The organism is Phenylobacterium sp. (assembly GCF_030654915.1).
GTDB lineage: Bacteria > Pseudomonadota > Alphaproteobacteria > Caulobacterales > Caulobacteraceae > Phenylobacterium.
In genome coordinates, this window is record NZ_JAURWM010000110.1 from 22,392 (window position 1) to 44,307 (window position 21,916).

Annotated in this window: 21 protein-coding genes and 1 pseudogene; 10 read left to right on the forward strand and 12 right to left on the reverse strand. The window is 67.9% G+C overall.

All coding sequences use genetic code 11. From position 1 onward, the window contains the following. Position 1: 1 nt before the first annotated feature. Positions 2-1,819: a glutamine--fructose-6-phosphate transaminase (isomerizing) gene (gene glmS / locus Q7T84_RS05690; protein WP_304806799.1), complete on the reverse strand. Its 1,818-nt coding sequence runs from the start codon at positions 1,817-1,819 to the stop codon at positions 2-4. Between the two features lie 110 nt (positions 1,820-1,929). Between glmS and glmM the strand changes: the two genes are divergently transcribed. Both glmM and Q7T84_RS05700 read left to right on the forward strand, forming a co-directional pair. Next, the gene (glmM, locus tag Q7T84_RS05695; protein ID WP_304806781.1) at positions 1,930-3,282 is read left to right on the forward strand and encodes a phosphoglucosamine mutase; all 1,353 of its coding nucleotides are present in this window, start codon (positions 1,930-1,932) and stop codon (positions 3,280-3,282) included. Positions 3,283-3,286: 4 nt separating this feature from the next. After that, positions 3,287-4,303, forward strand: coding sequence for an adenosine deaminase (locus Q7T84_RS05700; protein WP_304806800.1), 1,017 nt, complete (start codon positions 3,287-3,289; stop codon positions 4,301-4,303). A 41-nt stretch (positions 4,304-4,344) separates the two neighbouring features. On the opposite strand, the gene Q7T84_RS05705 is transcribed toward Q7T84_RS05700, so the two are convergent. The 5 genes from Q7T84_RS05705 to Q7T84_RS05725 form a co-directional block, all read right to left on the reverse strand. Beyond that, positions 4,345-4,815: a hypothetical protein gene (locus tag Q7T84_RS05705; RefSeq protein ID WP_304806782.1), complete on the reverse strand. Its 471-nt coding sequence runs from the start codon at positions 4,813-4,815 to the stop codon at positions 4,345-4,347. A gap of 66 nt (positions 4,816-4,881) precedes the next feature. Next, on the reverse strand, positions 4,882-5,241 hold the full coding sequence (locus Q7T84_RS05710) for a hypothetical protein (RefSeq protein WP_304806783.1): 360 nt from the start codon (positions 5,239-5,241) through the stop codon (positions 4,882-4,884). 398 nt (positions 5,242-5,639) lie between these two features. Then, the gene (fabF, locus tag Q7T84_RS05715; protein ID WP_304806784.1) at positions 5,640-6,908 is read right to left on the reverse strand and encodes a beta-ketoacyl-ACP synthase II; all 1,269 of its coding nucleotides are present in this window, start codon (positions 6,906-6,908) and stop codon (positions 5,640-5,642) included. Positions 6,909-6,913: 5 nt separating this feature from the next. After that, on the reverse strand, positions 6,914-7,363 hold the full coding sequence (locus Q7T84_RS05720) for a helix-turn-helix domain-containing protein (RefSeq protein WP_304806785.1): 450 nt from the start codon (positions 7,361-7,363) through the stop codon (positions 6,914-6,916). A gap of 76 nt (positions 7,364-7,439) precedes the next feature. Continuing rightward, positions 7,440-8,249, reverse strand: a complete 810-nt coding sequence (locus Q7T84_RS05725; protein ID WP_304806786.1) for a LytTR family DNA-binding domain-containing protein — start codon at positions 8,247-8,249, stop codon at positions 7,440-7,442. Between the two features lie 110 nt (positions 8,250-8,359). On the opposite strand from Q7T84_RS05725, the gene Q7T84_RS05730 reads away from it, so the two are divergent. The 4 genes from Q7T84_RS05730 to Q7T84_RS05745 all read left to right on the forward strand — a co-directional run bounded on the left by Q7T84_RS05730 (position 8,360) and on the right by Q7T84_RS05745 (position 11,815). Further along, the gene (locus Q7T84_RS05730; protein WP_304806787.1) at positions 8,360-9,586 is read left to right on the forward strand and encodes an acyltransferase family protein; all 1,227 of its coding nucleotides are present in this window, start codon (positions 8,360-8,362) and stop codon (positions 9,584-9,586) included. A gap of 101 nt (positions 9,587-9,687) precedes the next feature. Next, positions 9,688-10,311, forward strand: a complete 624-nt coding sequence (locus Q7T84_RS05735) for a LemA family protein (RefSeq protein WP_304806801.1) — start codon at positions 9,688-9,690, stop codon at positions 10,309-10,311. After that, positions 10,308-11,120, forward strand: coding sequence for a YgcG family protein (locus tag Q7T84_RS05740; RefSeq protein ID WP_304806788.1), 813 nt, complete (start codon positions 10,308-10,310; stop codon positions 11,118-11,120). Before Q7T84_RS05735 ends, Q7T84_RS05740 begins: the two co-directional genes overlap by 4 nt. A 2-nt stretch (positions 11,121-11,122) precedes the next feature. Then, positions 11,123-11,815 (forward strand): TPM domain-containing protein, encoded by a 693-nt coding sequence (locus Q7T84_RS05745; protein WP_304806789.1) that lies wholly within the window; start codon positions 11,123-11,125, stop codon positions 11,813-11,815. A gap of 135 nt (positions 11,816-11,950) precedes the next feature. Here Q7T84_RS05745 and Q7T84_RS05750 read toward each other — a convergent pair whose 3' ends face one another. Both Q7T84_RS05750 and gloB read right to left on the reverse strand, forming a co-directional pair. Next, a complete protein-coding gene (locus Q7T84_RS05750; RefSeq protein ID WP_304806790.1) occupies positions 11,951-13,579 on the reverse strand; it encodes a Na+/H+ antiporter in 1,629 nt (542 codons plus the stop codon). 27 nt (positions 13,580-13,606) lie between these two features. Next, entirely contained in the window at positions 13,607-14,371 is a 765-nt protein-coding gene (gloB, locus tag Q7T84_RS05755) for a hydroxyacylglutathione hydrolase (RefSeq protein ID WP_304806791.1), read from the reverse strand. Positions 14,372-14,449: 78 nt separating this feature from the next. Here gloB and Q7T84_RS05760 point away from each other — a divergent pair, with 78 nt between their 5' ends. Both Q7T84_RS05760 and Q7T84_RS05765 read left to right on the forward strand, forming a co-directional pair. Further along, entirely contained in the window at positions 14,450-15,205 is a 756-nt protein-coding gene (locus tag Q7T84_RS05760) for a class I SAM-dependent methyltransferase (protein WP_304806792.1), read from the forward strand. 84 nt (positions 15,206-15,289) lie between these two features. Then, positions 15,290-15,634 carry a P-II family nitrogen regulator gene (locus tag Q7T84_RS05765; RefSeq protein ID WP_304806793.1) on the forward strand — a complete coding sequence of 115 codons (345 nt, stop codon included), beginning with the start codon at positions 15,290-15,292 and terminating at the stop codon, positions 15,632-15,634. Here Q7T84_RS05765 and Q7T84_RS05770 read toward each other — a convergent pair. Together Q7T84_RS05770 and Q7T84_RS05775 are read right to left on the reverse strand one after the other, a co-directional pair. After that, the gene (locus Q7T84_RS05770; RefSeq protein WP_304806794.1) at positions 15,631-16,962 is read right to left on the reverse strand and encodes a hypothetical protein; all 1,332 of its coding nucleotides are present in this window, start codon (positions 16,960-16,962) and stop codon (positions 15,631-15,633) included. The two genes, Q7T84_RS05765 and Q7T84_RS05770, sit on opposite strands and share 4 nt — an antisense overlap. 15 nt (positions 16,963-16,977) lie before the next feature. Next, positions 16,978-17,319: a helix-turn-helix domain-containing protein gene (locus Q7T84_RS05775; RefSeq protein WP_304806795.1), complete on the reverse strand. Its 342-nt coding sequence runs from the start codon at positions 17,317-17,319 to the stop codon at positions 16,978-16,980. 175 nt (positions 17,320-17,494) lie between these two features. Between Q7T84_RS05775 and Q7T84_RS05780 the strand changes: the two genes are divergently transcribed. Beyond that, entirely contained in the window at positions 17,495-20,626 is a 3,132-nt protein-coding gene (locus Q7T84_RS05780; RefSeq protein WP_304806796.1) for an autotransporter domain-containing protein, read from the forward strand. 14 nt (positions 20,627-20,640) lie between these two features. Then, positions 20,641-20,919 carry a hypothetical protein gene (locus tag Q7T84_RS05785; RefSeq protein ID WP_304806797.1) on the forward strand — a complete coding sequence of 93 codons (279 nt, stop codon included), beginning with the start codon at positions 20,641-20,643 and terminating at the stop codon, positions 20,917-20,919. A gap of 37 nt (positions 20,920-20,956) precedes the next feature. On the opposite strand, the gene metW is transcribed toward Q7T84_RS05785, so the two are convergent. Next, positions 20,957-21,604 carry a methionine biosynthesis protein MetW gene (gene metW / locus Q7T84_RS05790; RefSeq protein WP_370653622.1) on the reverse strand — a complete coding sequence of 216 codons (648 nt, stop codon included), beginning with the start codon at positions 21,602-21,604 and terminating at the stop codon, positions 20,957-20,959. Between the two features lie 8 nt (positions 21,605-21,612). Next, positions 21,613-21,916, reverse strand: a pseudogene (gene metX, locus Q7T84_RS05795) (homoserine O-acetyltransferase); the annotation flags it as partial.

Genomic DNA, 21,916 nt, shown 5'->3' on the forward strand with positions numbered 1-21,916 from the left:
GCTACTCGACGGTCACCGACTTCGCCAGGTTGCGCGGCTGGTCGACGTCCGCGCCCTTCTGGACGGCCACATAGTAGGCCAATAGCTGGATGGGCGCGGCGAAGACCAGCGGCGCGATCAGCGGATCGCAGGTCGGCGCGATGATCACCTTTACGCCCGCAGGGGCGCGCCTCGCGCCTTCCTCGTCGGTGATCAGCAAGATGGGGCCGCCACGGGCCATCACCTCGCTCATATTCGACATGGTCTTTTCGAAGAGCGCGTCGGACGGGGCGATGACGATGACTGGGGTGGCTTCGTCGATAAGGGCGATCGGCCCGTGCTTCAGTTCGCCGGCGGCATACCCCTCAGCGTGAATGTAGCTGATTTCCTTGAGCTTCAAGGCGCCTTCGAGCGCCAGGGCCGACATGGCGCCCCGGCCGAAATAGAGCACGTCGCGGGCCTTGGCCAATTCCGGCGCCAGGGCGCGGATGGCTTCCTCGGCCTGGATGGATTCAGCGATCAGGCGCGGGGCTTCCAGCAGCAGCTTCGAGAGCCGCGCCTCCTCGGCCGCGTCGATCTTGCCGCGCGCGGCGGCGGCGGCCACGGCCAGCGCGGCCAGGGCCGTCACCTGGGCGGTGAACGCCTTGGTCGAGGCGACCCCGATCTCAGGACCCGCATGGGTGGGGAACAGGACATCGGCCTCGCGGGCCATGGTGGATTGATGGACATTGACCACCGCCGCGGTCATCAGCCCCTGGGCCTTGCACCAGCGCAGGGCGGCCAGGGTGTCGGCGGTCTCGCCCGATTGCGAGACGACGATCGCCAAGGTGTTCGGGGTCACTGGCGGTTCGCGATAGCGGAACTCCGAGGCGACATCGATATCCACGGGTAGGCGGGCCAGGCTTTCGAACAGATAGCGGCTGATCAGGCCCGCATAATAGGCGGTGCCGCAGGCCACGATCTGGATGCGGTCGACCTTGGCGAAGTCGACGCCGCCCGGGGCGGTCGCCTTGCCGGACACCGGATCGATATAGGCCGACAGGGTGTGCTGGCAGGCGTCCGGCTGATCATGGATCTCCTTTTCCATGAAGTGCCGGTAGTTGCCTTTCTCGACCAGGGCGGCCGAGGCGGCGACGATCTGCATCTTGCGTTCGACCGGCTGACCGGCCTGGTCGAAGACGCGGGCGCTGTTGTGGTCGATGGCGACATAGTCGCCCTCTTCCAGATAGGCGATGCGGTTGGTGAACGGGCCGACCGCCAGGGCGTCGGAGCCGATGAACATCTCGCCATCGCCATAGCCGACCACCAAGGGGCTGCCGCGGCGGGCGCCCATGACCAGGCTGTCCTCGCCCTCGATCAACACGGCGAGCGCATAGGCGCCGGTCAAACGGTCGAGGGTGGCCTTCAGGGCCGCCAGGGGTTCAAGCCCGGTGGCGATTTCGGAATCAAGCAGTTGGGCGATGACCTCGGTGTCGGTCTGGCTCTCGAACACTCGGCCGGCGGCTTCCAGTTCGTGGCGCAGCTCGGCGAAGTTCTCGATGATGCCGTTGTGGACCAACGTCACCTTGCCGGCCTGATGCGGGTGGGCGTTGGGGACCGACGGCGCGCCATGGGTGGCCCAGCGGGTGTGGCCGATGCCGACGGTCGCCACGAGGGGTTGTTCCGCCAAGACGTCTTCCAGGGCCCGGATCTTGCCCTTGGCCCGCCGGCGTTCGACCTTGCCGCCGACCACCCCGGCGACGCCGGCGCTGTCATAGCCGCGGTACTCCAGCCGCCTCAGGCTCTCGATCAACCGATCCTGGACCGGGGCCGTTCCGACGATTCCGATGATGCCGCACATGACCCGGAGTTCCTTTTGGCGCAGGAAGACGTGATAATCCTCAGCCGCCTTTAGCATTCGCAAACGCGGCGTCGATTAAATCTGAGTTTCGTATCGTTTCGAGAACCCGAATGACCAAGCGCGCCTATTTCGGAACTGACGGCATCCGTGGCCAGGCTAACAGCCACCCGATGACCGCCGAGGTGGCCCTGCGGGTCGGCCTGGCGGCGGGCAAGCTGTTCATGTCTCAGGACGAGCGCCGCCACATGGTGGTGATCGGCAAGGACACCCGGCTCTCAGGCTACATGGTCGAGCCCGCGCTGGTCGCCGGCTTCGCCAGCGTCGGCATGGATGTGCGCCTGCTCGGACCGATGCCGACGCCCGGCGTGGCGATGATGACGCGCTCGCTGCGCGCCGACCTCGGGGTGATGATCTCGGCCTCGCACAACGCCTATGTCGACAATGGCATCAAACTGTTCGGCCCGGACGGCTACAAGCTGTCGGATGCGCGCGAGCTGGAAATCGAAGCCCTGATGGATCAGGGTCTGGCCGACGGCTTGGCCGCGCCCACCATGCTTGGCCGCGTGGCGCGGGTGGACGATTCCCAGGCGCGATATGTCGAGATCGCCAAGGCGACCTTCCCGCGGCGGCTCAGCCTGGCCGGGCTGCGGGTGGTCATCGATTGCGCGAACGGCGCCGCCTACAAGGTCGCCCCGGTGGTGCTCTATGAACTGGGCGCGGAGGTCATCAAGATCGGCGTCGATCCGGACGGCACCAATATCAATGAAGAGTGCGGCTCGACCCATCCCGAGGCCATGGCCAAGGCGGTGAAGGAGTATCGCGCCGACCTCGGTATCGCGCTCGACGGCGACGCCGACCGGCTGTTGATCTGCGACGAGAAGGGCCACTTGGTCGATGGCGACCAGATCATGGCGATCATCGCCGACGCCTGGTCGCGCAGCAATCAGCTGACTGGCGGCGGGGTGGTGGCGACCGTGATGTCGAACCTCGGCCTGGAGCGGTTCCTGGCGGCGCGGGACTTGAAACTGGAACGCACCAAGGTCGGCGACCGCTATGTAATGGCCCGCATGCGCGAGGGCGGCTTCAACCTCGGCGGCGAGCAGTCCGGCCATATGATCATGTCCGACTACTCCACCACGGGCGATGGCCTGCTGGCGGCTTTGCAAGTGCTGGCGGTGCTGAAGGATTCCGCCCAGCCGATGAGCCTGCTGGCCCGTCAGTTCGTGCCGGTGCCGCAACTGCTCGAGAACGTGCGGTTCGCCGGCGGCAAGCCGCTGGAGACCGAGCAGGTCAAGGACGTGATCGCGCAGGCCGAGCATCGGCTGAACGGAACCGGCCGGATCGTGGTCCGCGCCTCGGGCACCGAGCCGCTGATCCGGGTGATGGCCGAGGGCGACGACGAGAAACTGGTCAGCCAAGTGGTCAAGGATATCGTGGTCGCGGTCAAGAAAGCGGCGGCCTAGCGTGATGGACCGGCTTGAGGAGTTCATTCGCGGGCTGCCTAAGGCCGAACTACATCTGCACATCGAGGGCAGCCTGGAGCCCGAGCAGATGTTCGCGTTCGCCCGTCGCAATGGGATTGAGCTGCCGTTCGCCGACGTCGAGGCTGTGCGCGCGGCCTATGCGTTCTCGAACCTGCAGGACTTCCTGGACATCTATTACCAGGGAGCGCGGGTGCTGCTGACGCAGCAGGACTTCCAAGATCTCGCCATGGCCTACTTCCGGCGGATCGCCGCCGATGGCGCGCGCCATGCGGAGATCTTCTTCGACCCCCAGACCCACACCGAGCGCGGCGTGGCCTTCCCGGTGGTGGCCGAGGGCCTGCTGGCCGGCATGGCGCAGGCGCAGGCCGAACTGGGCGTTTCGTCCAAGCTGATCCTGTGCTTCCTACGGCACCTGTCGGAGGACGAGGCGTTCGAGACCCTGTCGCAAGCCGAGCCCTATTTGGATCGCATCGTCGGTGTGGGGCTGGACTCCTCGGAGATCGGCCATCCGCCCGCCAAGTTCGCGCGGGTTTTCGCCGCGGCGCGCGCCAAGGGCCTGAAGACCGTCGCCCATGCCGGCGAGGAGGGGCCGCCGGACTACGTCTATCAGGCGCTCGACCTGCTGGAGGTCGACCGTATCGACCACGGTAACCGAGCGCTGGAGGACGACGCCCTGACCGAGCGGCTGGCGCGCGAGGGGATGACGCTGACTGTCTGCCCGCTCTCGAACCTCAAGCTCTGCGTGATCGATGATCTGGTCGTCCACCCGCTGAAGACGATGTTGGCCCTGGGCCTGCGGGCCACGATCAATTCCGACGACCCGGCCTATTTCGGCGGCTATCTGGGCCAGAACTGGACCCGGACGGCGGAGGCGCTTGACCTGAGCCGCGACGAACTCGTGACCCTGGCCCGCAACAGCTTCACCGGCTCGTTCCTCGCGCCCGACGAGATCACCGTGCATCTGGCCGAGATCGATCGGTACGTGGCGGGCTTCGCCTGACCCACGAGGCGACTGTCGGCGATCGTCAAGACCAAGCGGCGCTAGCCGTCCTCGCCGGAGTCTTCCTTCAGCAGATTGGCGCGGCGAACCGTGGAGATGAGGAGCAGCAAGTCGCGGCGGTTCTTCGCCACGATCTGGCGCATTTCGGGGCGTCGATAGGTGTCGGCGGGGATCATGACCCGCCGCCCTTGGACCTGGACGCAATAGCCGCGCTCCAGTAGGCGGGTGACGTGGCGCCGGGTGGTCTCGCGGGGCATCTGCAGCGAGTTGGCGATGGAGAGAACCGTCACCGGCCGGCGCAACTCGTCGGGAATGACGCCGTCACCGCCAAAGTCCCTGATTTCCCGGTGCAGTCCCAGATGGTCGGTCGCCGCCTGGCTGATCGCCATGAAGACGACGGCCTGAACCATGTCGCCGTCAAACGCCTCGGTCAGATTGGCGAGGACGCGCAGCAGGTAGTTGCTGCCCAGGCGCGCCAGAAACAGGTCGCCTTTGAAGTTTGGGTCGTGCAACCGGGCCTCCTGCATGAATGCTTTGAAAAGCAGGGGGGCTAGCGGTCGCGCACCCCCGAACCCGGTTCAATCGGCGAGATTTCGGAGACGCACTTCCAGCCCGCTTTCGGCGAGAGCGCTCCGGAACGATGCGCTGAACGCCCAGGCTTCCTGCTCGCCGGTTTGCACCCGCCGAAACGGCGTGAAGTCGGCGAGCGGGGTGGGCCCCGGTTCAGCGTAGGTGTGGAGGATCGCCTCAACGTCGTCCTTGAGCCGGGGCTGAAGGTCGCGGGCGAACCGGCGCTGGGCGTAGAGCGTCAACTCTTCGAGCGTCGAGGGCTCTCCCAGCATCCGCATGCCGCTGACGACGATCACCAGCATTCGGGCCTGTTCGGCCGCGGTGAGTTCGCGGTAGCGGCTATCGTGGGGGAATGGGACAACCGTCATATCCACCGTCCTCCCGCGTCGAACGAACGCCAGCAGAGCTTCGTAAGGCTGAGGAGGGGGCGCGTGAACACGCTTTGGTTGTATGCGCGACGCTCGTGCTTGGTCTTCGCGCTTCTGCGAATTCTCATCTGTCGATCAACCCCCTGGCGACGCCACGGGCCGATACGCGTTCCAGTATGCCTAACAACCTCTGAACGCGCCGAGGAGGTTTCCCCAATTTGGGGAAAGCTGAGATTCAGAGGCGGCTTTAGGCCAGATGAAGGCCTCTGGCGGGCCATTTCACCGCCGATTCAACGAACGGCGGTGTGCCGATATGGGGCAGTCGTGGCGCGAGCGATGGGGCCGGCCGGCTAACCGCCGCTTCCCCGTTGACTGAGGAAGCGGCGAGATTGACGGGCCTAGTCAGCCCACTTCTTGAACAGCACGCAGGCGTTGACGCCGCCGAAGCCGAAGCCGTTCGAGAGCGCGTAGTTGAGGTCGGCCTTACGGGCGGTCAAGGCCACGAGGTCGAGGCCGGCGGCCGCCTCGTCAGGGTTTTCGAGGTTGAGGGTCGGCGGGACCACGCCGTCGCGCAGGGCGAGCACCGTGAACACCGCTTCCAGTCCACCGGCGGCCCCCAGCAGGTGGCCGGTGGCCGACTTGGTGGAACTGATCGCCGGACCCTTGCCCTCACCGAACACCGCCTTGATGGCGGCGAGTTCGCCTTTGTCGCCGACCGGGGTCGAGGTGGCGTGGGCGTTCAGGTGGTCGACAGCCGCCGGTTCGACGGCGGCCTGGGCGAGCGCGATGCGCATGGCGCGGGCCGCGCCCTCGCCGTCCTCAGGGCCGGCGGTCAGGTGGAAGGCGTCGGCGCTGGTGCCGTAACCGACCAGTTCGGCGATCGGCGTCGCGCCGCGCGCCAGGGCGTGATCGAGGGCTTCGATCACCATGATGCCAGCGCCCTCGCCCATGACGAAGCCGTCGCGGGCCGCGTCGAACGGGCGCGAAGCCTTGGTGGGCTCGTCATTGAAGGCCGAGCCCAGCGCGCGGGCGGCGGCGAAGGAGCCGAGGCTGACGCGGTCGATGGTGGATTCGGCCCCGCCGCAGATGGCGATGTCGGCCTCGCCGGAGCGGATCAGCCGCGCGGCGTCGCCAATGGCCTGGACGCCGGCGGCGCAGGCGGTGACCGGCGCGCCCAGCGGGCCCTTGAAGCCGTGGCGGATCGAGACCCAGCCGGCCGCGAGATTGGCCAGGAACGATGGCACGGTGAACGGCGATAGGCGGCGGACGCCGCGCGTGTCGGTGATGCGAACGGCTTCCGCGATGGCCGGGAAGCCGCCGATGCCGGTGGCGATGATGGTCGCCGTGCGATTCTTCTCGGCGTCGGTTTCCGGCGCCCACTTGGCCTGGGCGATGGCTTCGTCCGCCGCGGCCAGCGCGAACTGGATGAAGCGGTCCATCTTCTTTTGGTCCTTGCCGGGAACGGCGGCGTCGAGATCGAAACCGGCCTCGACGTCCTCGGTCTTGGACTGGACGGTGCCGGCCACCTGGGCGGGCACGTCTGGGGCGAGGTCGGCGGGTAGGCGCCGCAAGCCCGACTGGCCCGCGATCAGCCGCGCCCAGGCGGCCTCCGTGCCCGTCCCGAGCGGCGATACGACGCCCATCCCGGTCACAACGATCCTACGCATAGAAGTCACCTTTCAGCTTTCTCAAGTCCCAACGCCGCCTGTTCCAGGTCGGCGAGGGCGGCACGGGTCGCATCGGCCGAGCCGCCGAGCGCCTGGGCGAGGTCCGACTGGGCTTTCACCCAGATCGGTACGCCCGATGTTATCAGGTCCAGCCCCGGCTGGGTGATCGCAATACGCCGCCCCCGACGGCCGCGGCCGCCGGTGATCGCGATCAAGCCGCGCTCTTCCAACAGTTTCAAGTTCCGTAGCAGGGCCGAGGGCTCCAGATCGATCTCCTCGGCCATCGCGGCGACCGAACGATCCACGCCGCGGGCGATGACGCCTAGCAGGATGAACTGACTGATGTTGAGGTTCAGGGGGCGGAGCCGCTGGTTGAACGCCCGGCTGACCGCACGCGCCGCGCGGCGGCTGCGATGGCCAAGGCAAAGGGCGTCCATTTCGGCGAGCAAAGCCATAATCGGGCATATACTGCTTTTTTAATCCGGTATCTACCGCTTTTAGATACTCCTTTCGCGGGGGGATTTGGTGTCGCTACCCAGCCCGCAGCCTAGCGAGCGCCTCGGGGAAGCGCCGGGACAGGGGCGCTTCCAGGCCTCCCAGGCCGACGGCGTAGTCGCCGGACTTCTCGGGGCGCAGTTCGGTGACGCGGGCGGCGTTGACCAACCAGGACCGGTGGGTGCGCACGAAGCCGAGGGGCGCCAACTCGGCCTCGATGGCGGCGAGCGAGGAGCGCATCAGCGGCTTTCGGCCATCGGCCAGGACGAACTCGACATAGTTGCCGGCCGAACTGACCGCCAGGATGTCGGCGACCGGGGTCCTGACCACCTTGGCGCCGTCACGGATGTCGAAGGTGGCCGGAGCTGTGGTCGAGGGCGAACTCGGCGGCCAGCCATAGGCGCGCAGGAGGGCCCAGAAGGCGGTGACGCCGATGAAGTACCCGAGCGCGTCCTTGCGGAGCTCATAGATGAAGCGGTCGGGAACCACGTACTGGTAGGGGATGTCCAAGGCCGCGAAGATCGGCAGCCGCAGGGCATAGAAGCCCAGGACGTGCACGCTCGAGAAAACCAGTAGGCCGGCGATATGCACAGCCAGGACCCGCCAGCGCGGCGTGCTGTCCAGCGGGGCGATGCGGTAGGCGACCAGGGCGATCGGCAGGCAGGCGATGGCGGTTAGCGCGCTCGTGTACTGCTGGATCACCGGATAGATCCAGTGAACGCCGGGCCGGTCCTGGATCTCCGTGAAGACGTTCACGGTGTTGAGCGCCAGGATGGTCACCGCGAACAGCGGGAAGGCGCGGCGCCAGAAGATCCCGTTCATCCCCGATAGGTCGCCGTTCGTCACGCCGGGTCCCCGCCTGTCCCGACGGCCGCGCCGCGCGTACCGGGGCGCTTTCCACACCGGGCCGATATCACCGAACACTGGCTGATCTCGTCCACCCCAGAGCTCACGCCATGACCTCCGCTGTCTCTTCAGAGCGCCGCCCCGATCTCGACTGGATCCGTGTGGGCGCCTTCTTCCTGCTGATTCTCTACCACGTGGGCATGTTCTATGTGCCCTGGGACTTCCACGTGAAATCCCCTCATCCGGTGGCGTGGCTGGAGCCGGTGATGATGCTGACCAACCCGTGGCGGCTGACCTTGCTGTTCCTGGTGTCGGGGGCGGCGACCCGGTTCATGGCGGACAAGGCGAGCGCAGGCGGCCTGGCCAAGGCGCGGGTGGCGCGGCTGTTTCCGCCCTTGGTGTTGGCGGTCTTCGTGATCGTGCCGCCGCAGAGCTATTACGAGATCGTCGAGAAGCTCGGCTATTCGGGCTCGTTCCTGGACTTCTACGGCAAGTACGTCACGGCGTCCGGGCACTGGCGGCCGAATGGTCAGCCCCTTATCACGCCGACCTACAACCACATGTGGTTCGTGGTCTATCTGCTGGCCTACAGCCTGATCCTGGCCGGCCTGCTGCGGCTGGCCCGGCCGACCCTGGCGAGCTTGCAGGCGGGACTGGAGCGCGGGCTCGGCGGCTGGGGTCTGCTGGTCTGGCCGGCCCTGTTCCTGGTCGCCTTGCGGGTGACGCTGTTTCCGGTCTTCGGCATCACCCACGCGCTGGTGGATGATTGGTACAACCACGCGCTGTCGTTCAGCGTTTTCCTGTTCGGGTTCCTGACCGCGAAGTCGGTGGTGGTGAAGGCCGCGTTCATCCGCGCCCGCTGGCCGGCCATCGCGATGGCGGTGGTGGGCTATGGCGTCTACGCCTTCGTGCGCTGGACCTATCGAGCCGATGACGCCGCGCCGTCTCTGGCCGTGCAGGCCTTGGCGCAGGTCGCCTACGGCCTGAACCAGTGGGGCGCGATCGCCGCGATCCTGGGCTTCGGCGCCAAACACCTGACGCGGGGCGGGCCGTTGCTGACCTACCTCACCCTGGGCGTCTTTCCGTTCTACATCATCCATCAGACCTTCATCGTGGTGGCCGGCCACCACCTGGCCCAGCTGGGCCTGCCGCAAGGGCTGGAGGCCCTGATCCTGGTCGCCGGGACCTTCGCCTGCTGCTTCGCCACTTATGAGATCGTTCGCCGGGTGGCGGTTCTGCGGCCATTGTTCGGGCTGAAGGCGGCTCCAGCTTCAAGCGGGACCAGCGGCCTAGGTATTCGTCCAGAGATTGCGCCAGGCCCCGCACCGGGCCAATGATGTCTCGGCCAAGCTCGGACTTGGCGCAGGCCTGGGAGCTTTCTCACGTGACCACTCTTCGCCATCGCTTTGCGCGCGCGGCCCTGATCGTGCTGGCGCCGATGCTGATCGCCGGCTGCGGGGTCAATACGATCCCCACCAAGGACGAGACCGCCAAGGCCCAGTGGGCGGAGGTCCAGAACCAGTATCAACGCCGCGAGGACCTGATCCCGAACCTGGTCGAGACCGTGAAGGGGTACGCCACCCAGGAGCGTGAGGTCCTGACCCAGGTCACCGAGGCTCGCGCCTCGGCCACCCAGGTCAAGGTCGACGCTTCGACCATCACCGACCCGGCGGCGTTCGAGAAATACGCCCAGGCTCAGGACCAGCTGTCCGGCGTGCTGGGCAGATTGATGATGATCCAGGAGCGTTATCCGGACCTGAAGTCGAACCAGAACTTCCGGGCCTTGCAGAGCCAGCTTGAGGGCACCGAGAACCGCATCGCCATCGCGCGGCGCGACTACAACGCCTCGGTTCAGGACTACAACACCGAGATCCGCACCTTCCCAGGCGCCTTGTGGGCCGGGACCGTGCATCGTTGGGCCAAGCCGATGGTGACCTTCGCCGCCAGCGCCTCGGCGCAGACCGCGCCGAACGTCAACTTCGGCGCGCCCGCCGCGCCTTCGGTCGCGGCGCCGGCGGCTCCCGCGGTCGCGCCCGCACCGGCGGCGGCCAACGCTCAATGACCAGGCTTGCGGGATCGCGGGGCGCTTTCAGCCTCGCGGTCCTGATCCTGCTGCTGAGCGTCGGCGTGGCGCTCGCCGCCGCGCCGAAGTTCCCGCCGCTGAGCGGGCGGGTGGTGGACAACGCCAACATCCTGTCGCCCGAGGTCGAGGCGAAACTCACCACCGAGCTGGCGACGTTGGAGACCCAGACGGGGCGGCAGCTGGTGGTGGCGACCCTGCCGGACCTGCAGGGCTATGAGATCGAAGACTATGGCTACCAGCTGCTGCGCACCTGGGGCATCGGCAGCAAGGAACGCGACGACGGCGCGATCCTGATTGTCGCGCCCAGCGAACGTAAGGTGCGAGTCGAGGTCGGGTATGGGCTCGAGCCGGTGCTGACCGACGCGCTGTCCAGCGTGATCATCAATCAGACCATCCTCCCGGCCTTCAAGGCGGGCCAGATGGAGCAGGGCGTCGTCGACGGGACGCAGGCCCTGGTCCAGCAACTGAGCTTGCCTGACGATCAGGCCCGCGCGGCGGCCGCGACGCCGGCCAAGGCGAGTGGCGGCGGCGAGAGCATCGGTCCGGCGGTGATCTTCGTCATCTTCATCATCTTCTGGCTGCTCAGCGGCGTGATGGGCGGCTTCGGCCGTCGTGGTCGCGGTCGCGGCGGTCGCGGCCTTTGGTGGCTGTTGCCGCTGCTGCTGAGCGGCGGCGGCGGTGGTGGTCGCGGCGGCTGGGGCGGCGGCGGAGGCGGCGGGTTTGGCGGCGGCGGCTTCAGCGGCGGCGGCGGGTCCGGCGGCGGCGGTGGAGCCTCGGGGAGTTGGTAGGCATGCTGAGCGACACAGACCGCGCGCGGATCGAGGCGGCGGTGAAGACCGCCGAACTTGGCACGACGGGCGAGATCTATTGCGTGGTCGCGGGCGAGTCCTCGGACTATCGCGAGGTGCCTATCGCCTGGGGCGCGATCGCGGCGCTGGCCGCGCCGGCGGTGCTGCTGGCGTTCGGCATCCATGTCACCGCGCCCGACGACTTCGGCCAGGGCTGGTCGGCGGCGCAGATGAGTTCGGCCGCCGAGGCGACGGCGCGGGTGGCGCTGAGCGGAGCGATCCTGCTGCAATGCGTGCTGTTCGTGATGGTGGCGGTCCTGGTGGCCATGCCGCCGATCCGCCGGCTGCTGACGCCGCGGCCGCTGAAGCGCGAGCGGGTCCGCCGGCGCGCGCACGAGCAGTTCCTAGCCAAGAACCTGCAGGCCACCCGTGAGCGGACCGGCGTGCTGATCTATGTGTCGGCCAGCGAGCACATGGCCGAATTGATCGCCGACGAGGGCATCGCCGCCAAGGTGGATGACGACGCATGGGACCGTGCGATGAAGCAACTGATGGCGGGCTTCAAGGCCGGCCAGCCAGCGCAGGGTTTCGAGGACGCCATCGCCCTGTGCGGCGCGATCCTGGCCGAGCATTTTCCGCCGCGCGACGACGGCAATCCCAACGAACTGTCCGACTCGGTGGTGGTGCTGGGCTAGAGCGACCCCTCCTCTCCCTAGGGAGAGGTTAGGTGAGGGGGCCGCGCAGCGGCGCTTTGCCGACGAACGACCATCGTGTGCGGAGGCCGTTAGTCCCCTCACCCGACCTCTCCCCAGGGAGAGGGGAAGTGCTTCCTAGCCGTACCGTGCTTCCAGCAGGTCGATCTCGCGGATCATCCTGCGGGCGGCCTCCTCGTCGAGTTGGCGATGGCGGGCCAGGCGGAAGATCTCGTCGCGTTCGGCGCGCAGGCCGGCCAGCCGCAGCTGGCGTTCGATCAGGTCGATCTTCTGGTTCTGGGCGGCGGCTTCCGGGGTCTGCTGGCGGCTGTCGATCCGCTGACGGTAGAGCTCCATGATCCTGGCCGAGGCGTCGGTATAGAGGTCTGCGTCGGCGCGGCCCTGGGCCATCACGTGCCGCGCCGTGTCGATGGCGTTGATCGCCGACTGGGCGGCGGCGACGCGGGCCTGGTCGATGGCGGCCTGGTGCGAGGGTTCGGGCGGCAGCTCCAGGTTTTTCAGCAACCGGGGCAGGGCGACGCTGGCGAGCACTAGCGAGACGATGATCACCCCGGCCGCCAGGAAGATGGCGAGGTTTCGGGCCGGGAAGGGCGTCCCGTCCGGCAGGGCGAAGGGGATGGTGAGCACGCCCGCCAGGGTGATCGCGCCGCGCACCCCGGCGAAGGACATGGCCGCGACCAGCCGCCAACTCATCGGCGGCGGGGTCACGCCGCGGCGGGCGGCGCGGAACATGTTCCAGCGCAGCGAGACCCACACCCACAGGAACCGCAGGGCCGCGAGCGCCGCGGTGATCGCCAGGACGTAGATGGCCAGCCACCAGGGTTCGTGGTGACCGGTGATGCGGACCGTCTCGGCGGCGCGGGCCATGATGCTGGGCATCTGTTCCCCCAGCAGCACGAAGATGATGCCGTTGAGGGTGAACTGGATGGTGTCCCAGACCGCGGTGCGCCGCACGCGGGTGATGCCGAGGGCCTGCCCGCTCTGCTCGGTGAAGCTCATGGTCACGCCGGCGGCGACCGCGGCCAGGATGCCTGAGCACTCGAAATGCTCAGCCAGCAGGTAGGCGCCGAATGGGATCAGCAGGCTGATCAGGATCTGGGCGCTGGTATCCTCGCCCAGTTTGGCGCTGACCCAGTTCTTGGCCTTGGTCACGGACCAGGTCACCCCGACCCCGATGACGAGCCCGCCGAGCGCAACCCAGAGGAAGGCGCCGAACGCCTCTTGAAGCGAGAAGACGCCGGTCATGGCGGCGGCGACGGCGAAACGCATGCAGACGAGGCCGGAGGCGTCGTTGAGCAGCGATTCGCCCTCGAGGATATGCATCATCCGTTTGGGGATCGGCGCCCGCGAGGCGATGGCTGACACCGCGATGGGGTCGGTGGGCGAAAGGATCGCGGCCAGGGCGAAGGCCACCGGCAGCGGCATGGCCGGGATCAGCCAATGGATCAGCAGCCCAACTCCGACCACGGTCAGGACCACTAGCCCCAGCGCCAGTTCCAGGACGATCGCGCGGTCGCGGAACAGGTCTTCCTTCGGGATCCGCCAACCGTCGAGGAACAGCAGCGGCGGCAGGAACAGCAGGAAGAAGATCGCCGGCTTCAGGTCCACGGTCGGCACGACCGAAATCGCGATCACGGCGCCCAGGCCGATCTGGACGAGCGGCAGCGGGAGGCGTGTCAGGCGGGCCAGCGTCCCGCTCATGACCACAGCCAACAGCAGGAACAGGATAGTGCTGATCGAAGCCAAGTGGTCTCCCGTGCAGCCCTGGGGGCCTTAGCCCTTGAAGCTGTCCTTGGCGGCGCGGACCGCGGCGAAAGCCTCGTGGTCCTTGGCGCCGGCCAGGCCCATGCGTTCGGCGAGTTGCGGCGCGCGCAGGAAGGGGTTGGTCGCCTTTTCCAGCCCGATGGTGGTGGGCACGGTCCACTCGCCGCGCTCGCGGGCGGCGAAGATCGCCTCGGCGCGGGATTTCAGGGCCGGTGCGTCATCGACCGAGAGGGCGAAGCGGGCGTTGGAGGCGGTGTATTCGTGGGCGCAATAGACCTTGGTGTCGTCGGGCAGGGCGGCCAAGCGTTGCAGACTGTCCCACATCTGCTCGGGCGTGCCCTCGAACAAGCGGCCGCAGCCGAGCGCGAATAGGGTGTCGCCGACAAAGGCGGCATGATCGGCGGCGTCGAAGAAGGCGATGTGGCCGAGTGTGTGGCCACCGCTCTCCAGCACCTCGAACCGGGTTTGGCCGAGGCTGACGCTGTCCCCGCCGGCGACCTCGCGGTCCGGCGCCTGGCCGATACGCTCGACTTCCTTGGGGCCGACGACGGTGGCGCCGGTTGCGGCCTTGATCTGGGCGTTGCCGCCAGCATGATCGGGATGCCAGTGGGTGTTGAGGATCAGATCGAGCTTCCAGCCGAGGCTGGCCAGCTCGCGCAGGATGGCGTCGGCGTCGGGGGTGTCGATACAGGCGGCCAGGCCGGTGGCGTCGTCGCGCACCAGGAAACCGTAGTTGTCCGAGAGACAGGGAAACTGATGGACGGTGATCGACACGTATCTCGTCTCCCCTAGGGACTTCTGAAGCCGTTTCCGATTTAAGGTCGGTCTTCAATCAAGTCGAGCATAAGCCAGATGCGTCGCGACGTCCTTGAGCTCCGTCAGTTTTATGCCTCTCCACTGGGGCGGGCGGCCCGTGAAATGGTCAGCCGCAAGGTGATCGAGACCTGGGGCGATGCACGCGACCTGGATGTGCTGGGCCTGGGCTACGCCACCCCGTTCCTGGGATCGATCCGCCCGTCGGCACGCCGCGTGGTCGCCGCCATGCCGGCTCAGCAGGGCGTCGAGCTTTGGCCCGCCGAGGCGCGCAACCTCGCCTGCCTGTCCGAAGAGGACAGCCTGCCGTTCCAGAACGCCTTCTTTGATCGCATCCTGGCCGTCCACGCCCTGGAGGAGAGCCGCGATCCGCTGGCGTTGCTGCGCGAGGTCTGGCGCGTCTTGGCCCCGACCGGCCGGGTGGTGGTGGTGACGGCGGCGCGTAACGGCCTCTGGGCCAATGCCGAGAAGACGCCGTTCGGGCATGGCCGGCCCTACACCCGCAGTCAGCTCGCTGAGCTCTTGCGCGAAGCCGAGTTGGAGCCGACCGGCTGGACGCGCGCGCTCTATGTGCCGCCGGTTCCTTGGATGGCGCGCGGAGCCGAAGGCTTCGAGCAGGCTGGTTCGCGGCTGTGGCCGGGCTTCGCCGGGCTGGTGCTGACGGAGGCGGTGAAGGAGACCTTCGCGGTCAAGGCCAAGGCCGTGCGGGTTCGGGCCTCGGTTGTGCGGCCGGGCCTGGCGCCGCTTCCGGCCAATCGGACGCCTGTTTCGCGGGCGCCGGAGCCTTCGCCTTAGCGAAGTGCTTGGATGGGGCGGCGGTTGGCCCTAGCCTTGGCCGCCGGGACGGTTCAGAAATCGAACGGTGTTGGGAGTTGCGCCATGAAGATGATCGTCGCGGTGATCAAGCCGAGCCGTTTGGACGCAGTGTTGGAGGCGGTCACCGAGGCTGGAGCCTCAGGTCTGACCGTCACCGAGGTGCGGGGCTACGGCCGGCAGCGCGGTAAGACCGAGGTCTATCGCGGCGCCGAGTACGAGGTGAAGCTGCTGCCGAAGGTGAAGCTCGAGATCGCCGTGCCCTCGGACATCGTCGAGACCGTCATCGAGGCGGTGGCCCGCACGGCCAACACCGGCAAGATCGGTGACGGCAAGGTCTTCGTGATGGATCTGGAGCAGGCCTTGCGGATTCGCACCGGCGACCGGGACTCCGCCGCTATCGCCGGCTAGGTGAGCAGGAAATCGCCTGACGGGGCCGGACTTTCCAAGGGCGGGACCGGCCCGTGGACGAAGACCAGGGTGGTGGTCGTCAGTTGGGGCAAGCCCTTCACGACGCCTTCGGCGAACTCAGGCACCTTGAGGCCGGGACCAGCCAGGAAGGCATAGCCGTCCTCTTGGCCGTCACCGTCGATATCCAAGAAGACCCGTTGACCCGGTTGCGGCGTGCGCGTGGCCAGGGATGCGAGGGTCTGCCCGCCCTGGGTGGGGTCGCCGTGTTCTGGCCGGGCAAGAACGTCCTTGCCTTGAGTGTTGACGAGCCGGTCGCCCTGTTCCGCGGAAAAGTCGAAGATCATGCCGAGCAGGCCGTCAGGCGCCGGCCGGTCGTGCAGCACGAAGGTGTCAGCGCCCGCGCCGCCAAGCGCCAAGGTGGTCGGGGCGAGCTCGATCTGGTCGTCGCCCTCGCCGCCGTCCAGCAGATCGAACTGGCCCACGGGCGCGCCGCCGCCGTCCAGGGTGTCGGCGCCCGCGCCGCCATAGAGGTGATCCGCGCCGGCTCCGCCTGACAGGCTGTCGTCGCCGTCGCCGCCCCGCAGGGTGTCGTCGCCGTCGCTACCTTTGATGACCTGTCCTGGCGTGCTCGCCGGGAGCGGCGCGGCCAGGGCCGCGACCACGGCTTCGTTCTCGCTGGGCGCCTCATCAGGCGCCGAGGTGTCCAGTGGCGCCGGCGCGGTCATCGGTTCGGCCGGCGGCGTACCTGCTTCGGGCGAAAGGCCCGCGGGCGCGGTGTCGCCGGCAGGGCCGTGTTGGAGGGCCAGCAGGTCCTGGCGCTGTTCCTCGGTCGAGGCCTGGGCGGCTTCCGTCGCCACCACCGAGACCAGATCGGGCGCAGGCGCCGCGGGCTCGTCCGAGGTGGTGTCGGGCGCGGCCTCGGCATGCTCGATGTCGTAGATAAAGGTCCCGGCGACCACCAGGGCGATGAAGGTCTGGACCTGACGGGCGCTCAGCGAGACGACCACGTCTTCGCGAATTTCGCGCCAGTCGCCGCCCAGCAGCCGGTCGCAGGCGCTCCACAGGGTGTCGCCCTCCTGCACGGCGTCGGCCGAGGCGTCGTGGATGACGAACTGGCCGTTGATCCGGGCGACGTGGATCAGAACTTCTTCGTTTTCATCCTTGATGACGCACCAGGGGTCGCCCTCGTCGGTCGTGCCGTAGACGACCTCGACCTTCGCGCCGTCCGCCGACAGGCGGTCAGCCAGATCGGACAGCCGCGCACGTTCGGCGGCGGTCCAACCCCCGCCGGCGCTGGGCCGGGGCTCGAACTGGAGGACGTTGGACATTACGACGTGGGTTCCTCAGCCCCTGCCCGCCAGGCGCGCGACCAGCGCATCCTGAGCGGCTTCCCCGAACAACAGCCGGTAGAGTTCCGGCTCGTAGTAACGCAGCAAGGTGCGTGCGAATTCGGCGGGATTGAGGCCGACGGCCTCCGCCCAAGCGCCTTGCGTCTCGATCGGGACGCGGCCGAGGCCGCTCTCCACCTGCGAGACGAAGGTGTAGTAGCGCAAGCCCACGCGTTCGGCCAGTTCAGCCTGGGTCAGGCCCGCGGCCTCGCGGCTGGCCTTCAACCAACGGCCCGCCTCCTGGCGCAGACTCTTGGTGACCGCCGCCCGCGCCGGATCAACCGCGCTTCTTGGCATCTCTGTACTCCTTACGCTCGCGGCGGATGTGCGCCGCCAAGCCATCTTGCGACATTCAGCGGCTGTATGTACAGTAATTACGAAACGTATTTATACGCGACGTGTAACGCCTCGTCGTCATCATAACATGGACCTGTGGCCGCAAGCCACGTCGTGAGGTCCGACCGGAGTGATCATGCGCCTTCGCTACGTCCTGTTCGCCGCCGCCTCACCGCTTTGCCTGTTGGCGGGCGCGGCTCAGGCCGAGACCGTCATTTCGACGACGACGTCCACGCCCGTCGCCACGGCGACGGCCGCCAATGGCGCCCGCGACGACATCAAGGTGTCGAGCGGCGGAGTGTTGCAGCCGAAGACGGCGGGCGCGGCGATCACATTGAACAGCAATAACAAGGTGACGCACGAAGGGGCGATCAAGATCCAGGACGTCAACGACGCCACCGGGATCCTGGTGCTGGGCGGCATGACCGGCGAGGTGAAGACCTCCGGCTCGATCACGGTTGACGAAAGCGGCGAGGCCAAGGACACCGATTCCGACGGAGACCTGGACGGTCCCTTCGCCACCGGCGCGCGCCGGTTCGGCGTCCGCGTGACCGGCCCCGGCGTCTTCCACGGCAGCGTCGTCCAGGCCGGCGGCACGATCACGGTCACGGGCAATGATTCGGCCGGCATCTCGGTGGAGACCGGGATCGACGGTTCGGTTCGGACCGCCGGCGCCATCGCGGTGACCGGTGATCGCTCGTACGGCGTCCATACCGTCGGCACGGTCGGCGGCGACGTCGCCATCCTCTCCAGCGTCGCCGCCCAGGGGCAGGGCGCGGTCGCGGTCGCGACGGACGACAACATCGGCGGCAAGCTGGTGCTGGGCAATTCGGTGGTCGCCACCGGGTTCCGCTACACAACCCGCCCGGCCGACGCGGCGACCGCCAAGCTCGACGCCGACGACCTGCTGATCGGCGGCCCCGCCGTTCGGGTGCGCGGCGACGTGCAGGGCGGAATCATCATCGATGCTCCGCCCGCGGACCTAGATCCCAAGGACGCCGACGAAGACAAGGACGGCATTCCCGACGCCAGTGAGACGACCGGAACGATCACTTCGTTCGGTTCGGCTCCTGGCATGTTGATCGGCTCCGAGAGCCGCGACGTCCAGGTGGGCGTCGGCGGCACGGGCTCAAACGCCTACGGCCTCAACATCAAGGGCACGGTGCAGGGGCTGGGCGTCTATGACGGCGTGGCGGCCAAGGCGATTCAGATCGGCGGTCTGGGCGGCAAGGTGAACATCGACGGCGGCGTCCGGGTCTCTGGCGGCGTCGCGGCGACGGCGGTGAAGGCCGGCGCGATCGGCCTGCAACTGGGCGCCGGCGTGACCACGCCGAAGATCCTGGTCGAGGGCGGTTCGATCAAGGCGAACTCCACATCGGCGGACGCCGTCGATGTGCGTGCGCTCCAGATCGATAGCGGCGCTTCGGTGAACTACCTCGGTAACTCCGGAACCATCGCCGCGGGCGTCAGCGGCGCCAAGGGTTCGGCGACGGCGGTCCTCGACGCGTCCGGTTCGTTGCGCCTGATCGAGAACGTCAACGCCATCACCGCGGTCGTCGCGCCGAGCGACTCCACAATCGTCACCGGCCGGGCCGTGGCCCTTGACCTGCGCGCCAACACCGCGGGCGTCACGGTCCGTCAGGGCCCCAACGCCGTCAGCACCGTCACCCCCACGATCATCGGCGACGTGCTGTTCGGTTCGGGGGCTGCTCGCCTGGAACTGTTGTCGGGAGTGCTGAACGGCGCCGTGGCCTTCGGTTCGGGCGCCGACACCCTGGTGATCGACGGCGGGGCGGCCATGACCGGCGCGCTCACCGACGCCGGCGGCGGTCTGACCGTCAACATCGCCAAGGGCCGGCTGACCGCCACCAACACCGGCGCCATCAATCTGACGTCGCTTAGCCTTGGCGCGACCGGGGAACTGGTGCTCACCGCCGATGCGGCTGCGGGCAAGTCGACAACACTCAACGTGGCGGGCGCCGCGAACCTGGCCACCGGTTCCAAGGTCGGCCTGCGCTTCGCCTCCAAACTCGACGCACCCACCACCTTCACACTGATCAAGGCCGGCACATTAACGGCCGGGGCGATCGACCAGAGCCTGCTGGGCTCGACGCCGTGGCTCTACAAAGCCGAGCTTCGGGTCGATGGCGCGCAGAACTCGCTGCTTGCCGACGTGCGCCGCCGCACGGCGAGCGAAGCTGGACTGAACAGCGCCGAGGCCGCCGCCTACGACGCGATCTACGCCAACTTCGATCGTGACGCGACGGTCAGCGGCGCCCTGCTGTCCAAGACCGACGGAACCAGCTTCGCCAAGCTGTACGACCAGTTCCTGCCGGACTTCTCGGGCGGCCTGTTCCACACCCTGGCCGCCGCGTCCGACGCCACCGGCCGGGCGGTCGACGAAGACAAGGGCGTCATGACCGACGAGGGCGTGCGCATCTGGACCCAGGAGATCGCCTTCCTGGTCAAGCGCGACATCGACCGGTCGGCTAGCTACGACGCCAACGGCTTTGGCCTGGCGGGCGGTGTCGAGGCCCCGAGCACTAATTTCGGCACGCTCGGCCTGATGACCAGCTTCGCGAACGTCAATGTCGACGACACCTTCGCCGCGGCGGCCGAAACGCTTGGCGGCCAGGTGTTCTCGGCCGGCGTCTACTGGCGCGACAGCGTCGGCGGGCTGACGGCCAATCTGGGCCTCACCGGCGGCTACGCCTCGCTGAAGAGCACCCGCGTCGTCTCCGACCCGGCCGCTGGCCTTAATCGCTCGGCGCGCTCCAACTGGAACGGCGGCACCTTCTCGGCCCACGGCGGCCTCAGCTACCTGCTGGGCGCCGGCCGGTTCTTCGCCAAGCCGCAGGTCTCGGCCGACTACTTCCTGCTGAAGGAAGACGGCCGGACCGAAAATGGCGGCGGCGACGCTGTAAACCTTCGTATCGACAAGCGTTCAAGCGACCAGCTTAGCGCCTTCGCGGGTGTCACCTTCGGAGCCAGATTTGGTGAGGAGAGCGCCTTTGTCTGGATTCCCGAGCTGACCGCCGGATGGCGTCAGGCAGCCGGCGACGGGGCAGGCGTCACGACCGCCAGCTTCGTCGCCGGAGGCCCTGCTTTCAGCCTGGAAGCCCCCGATCTTTCGGGCGGCGGACCGGTGGTGCGCCTGGGCCTTCGCGGCCAGGGCAAATACTTCGATTTCGCGGTCGAAGGTGGTGGTGAGTTCCGCGACGACTACGAGGCCTATGACGGCCGCGTCATCGTCCGGTTCCTGTTCTGACGGAGTAGCGTTTGATGACGATGTTGGCTGGAGGTCTGCTTGCGATCGCCGCGGTTTTGGTGAGCCTCGCACGCCGGACCTACGGTCGGCCGCCCCTCTGGCGCTCGCGCGCGGCCTTGGCCGGCTCGATCGCCTGCCTGGGGCTGGCGGCCGCCCTCGTCGCTTTTGACCCGAGGGCGTTGGTTGAAACGCCGGTCCTGTTCGTGGCCGCGTTCTGCCTCTTCGAAGGGAGCCTGGCGCTCCTCAGCCTCATGGCCGCCGCGGGACGTCCGCAGCCCAAATGGCTCTCGTGAGCGTTCAGGCGACTAAGTCCCCCACCGCCTGAACGGTCTAGTCGAAGAGGTCTCCCGGAGGCGGGGTCGGCGCAAGCGCCGGCTCCGCCTTTCGGCTGAGCAGGAAGAGGGCGGTCTCGGCCCGCCAGTTCTCGATCGCCCGCGAGGGATCGACCATCCGGGCGGGCCTGCCTGGGATCAGGACCGAGCAGGTTTCGATCCGCAGCTCCAGCACGTCGCACAGGTCGGTGAAGTCGCGCAGGGTGCAGAGGTGGATGTTCGGCGTGGACCACCACGGCTCGGGCAGGGACTTGGTTTCGGGCATGCGGCCGGTGGTCAGCAGCGCCCAGCGCACCCGCCAGTGGCCGAAGTTCGGCAGCGACACCACCGCGCGGTCGGCGATCCGCAAGAGCTCCGACAAGACGTGCTTGGGATCGCGGACCTGCTGCAGGGTCTTGGACAGCACGGCGTAGTCGAAGGCCTTGGTCGGGAAGTGGTCGAGGTCGCGGTCGGCGTCGCCCTGAACAACCGCTAGGCCGCGGGCCAGGCAGGCGCCGACGCCCTCGCCCGACAGCTCCAGGCCCTGGCCGTCGATCTGTTTTTCGCGGGTCAGAAGTTCCAGCAGTTCGCCCTCGCCGCAACCGACGTCGAGCACCCGCGAGCCTGGGCGCACAAGGCGCAGGATTTCCTTGAAGTCGTCGCGCATCGGCAGGCTCACGCCAGGCCTCGCTTTTCGGCGGCGGAAGCCAGGAAGCCGCGCAGCGCCGAATCGAGGGCCGGTTCGTCCAGGAAGAAGGCGTCGTGGCCCTTGTCGGTCTCGATCTCGGCGAAGCTGGCGCGGCAGCCGGCGGCGTTCAGCGCCCGCACCACGTCGCGGCTCTCGGCCGTGGAGTAGAGCCAGTCCGACGAGAAGGAGAGCACGCAGAAGCGCACGTTCCGCGCGCGGGCGAAGGCCTGCGCCAGCACCCCGCCATGGCTGGCGGCGAGGTCGAAATAGTCCAGGGCGCGCGTGACGTAG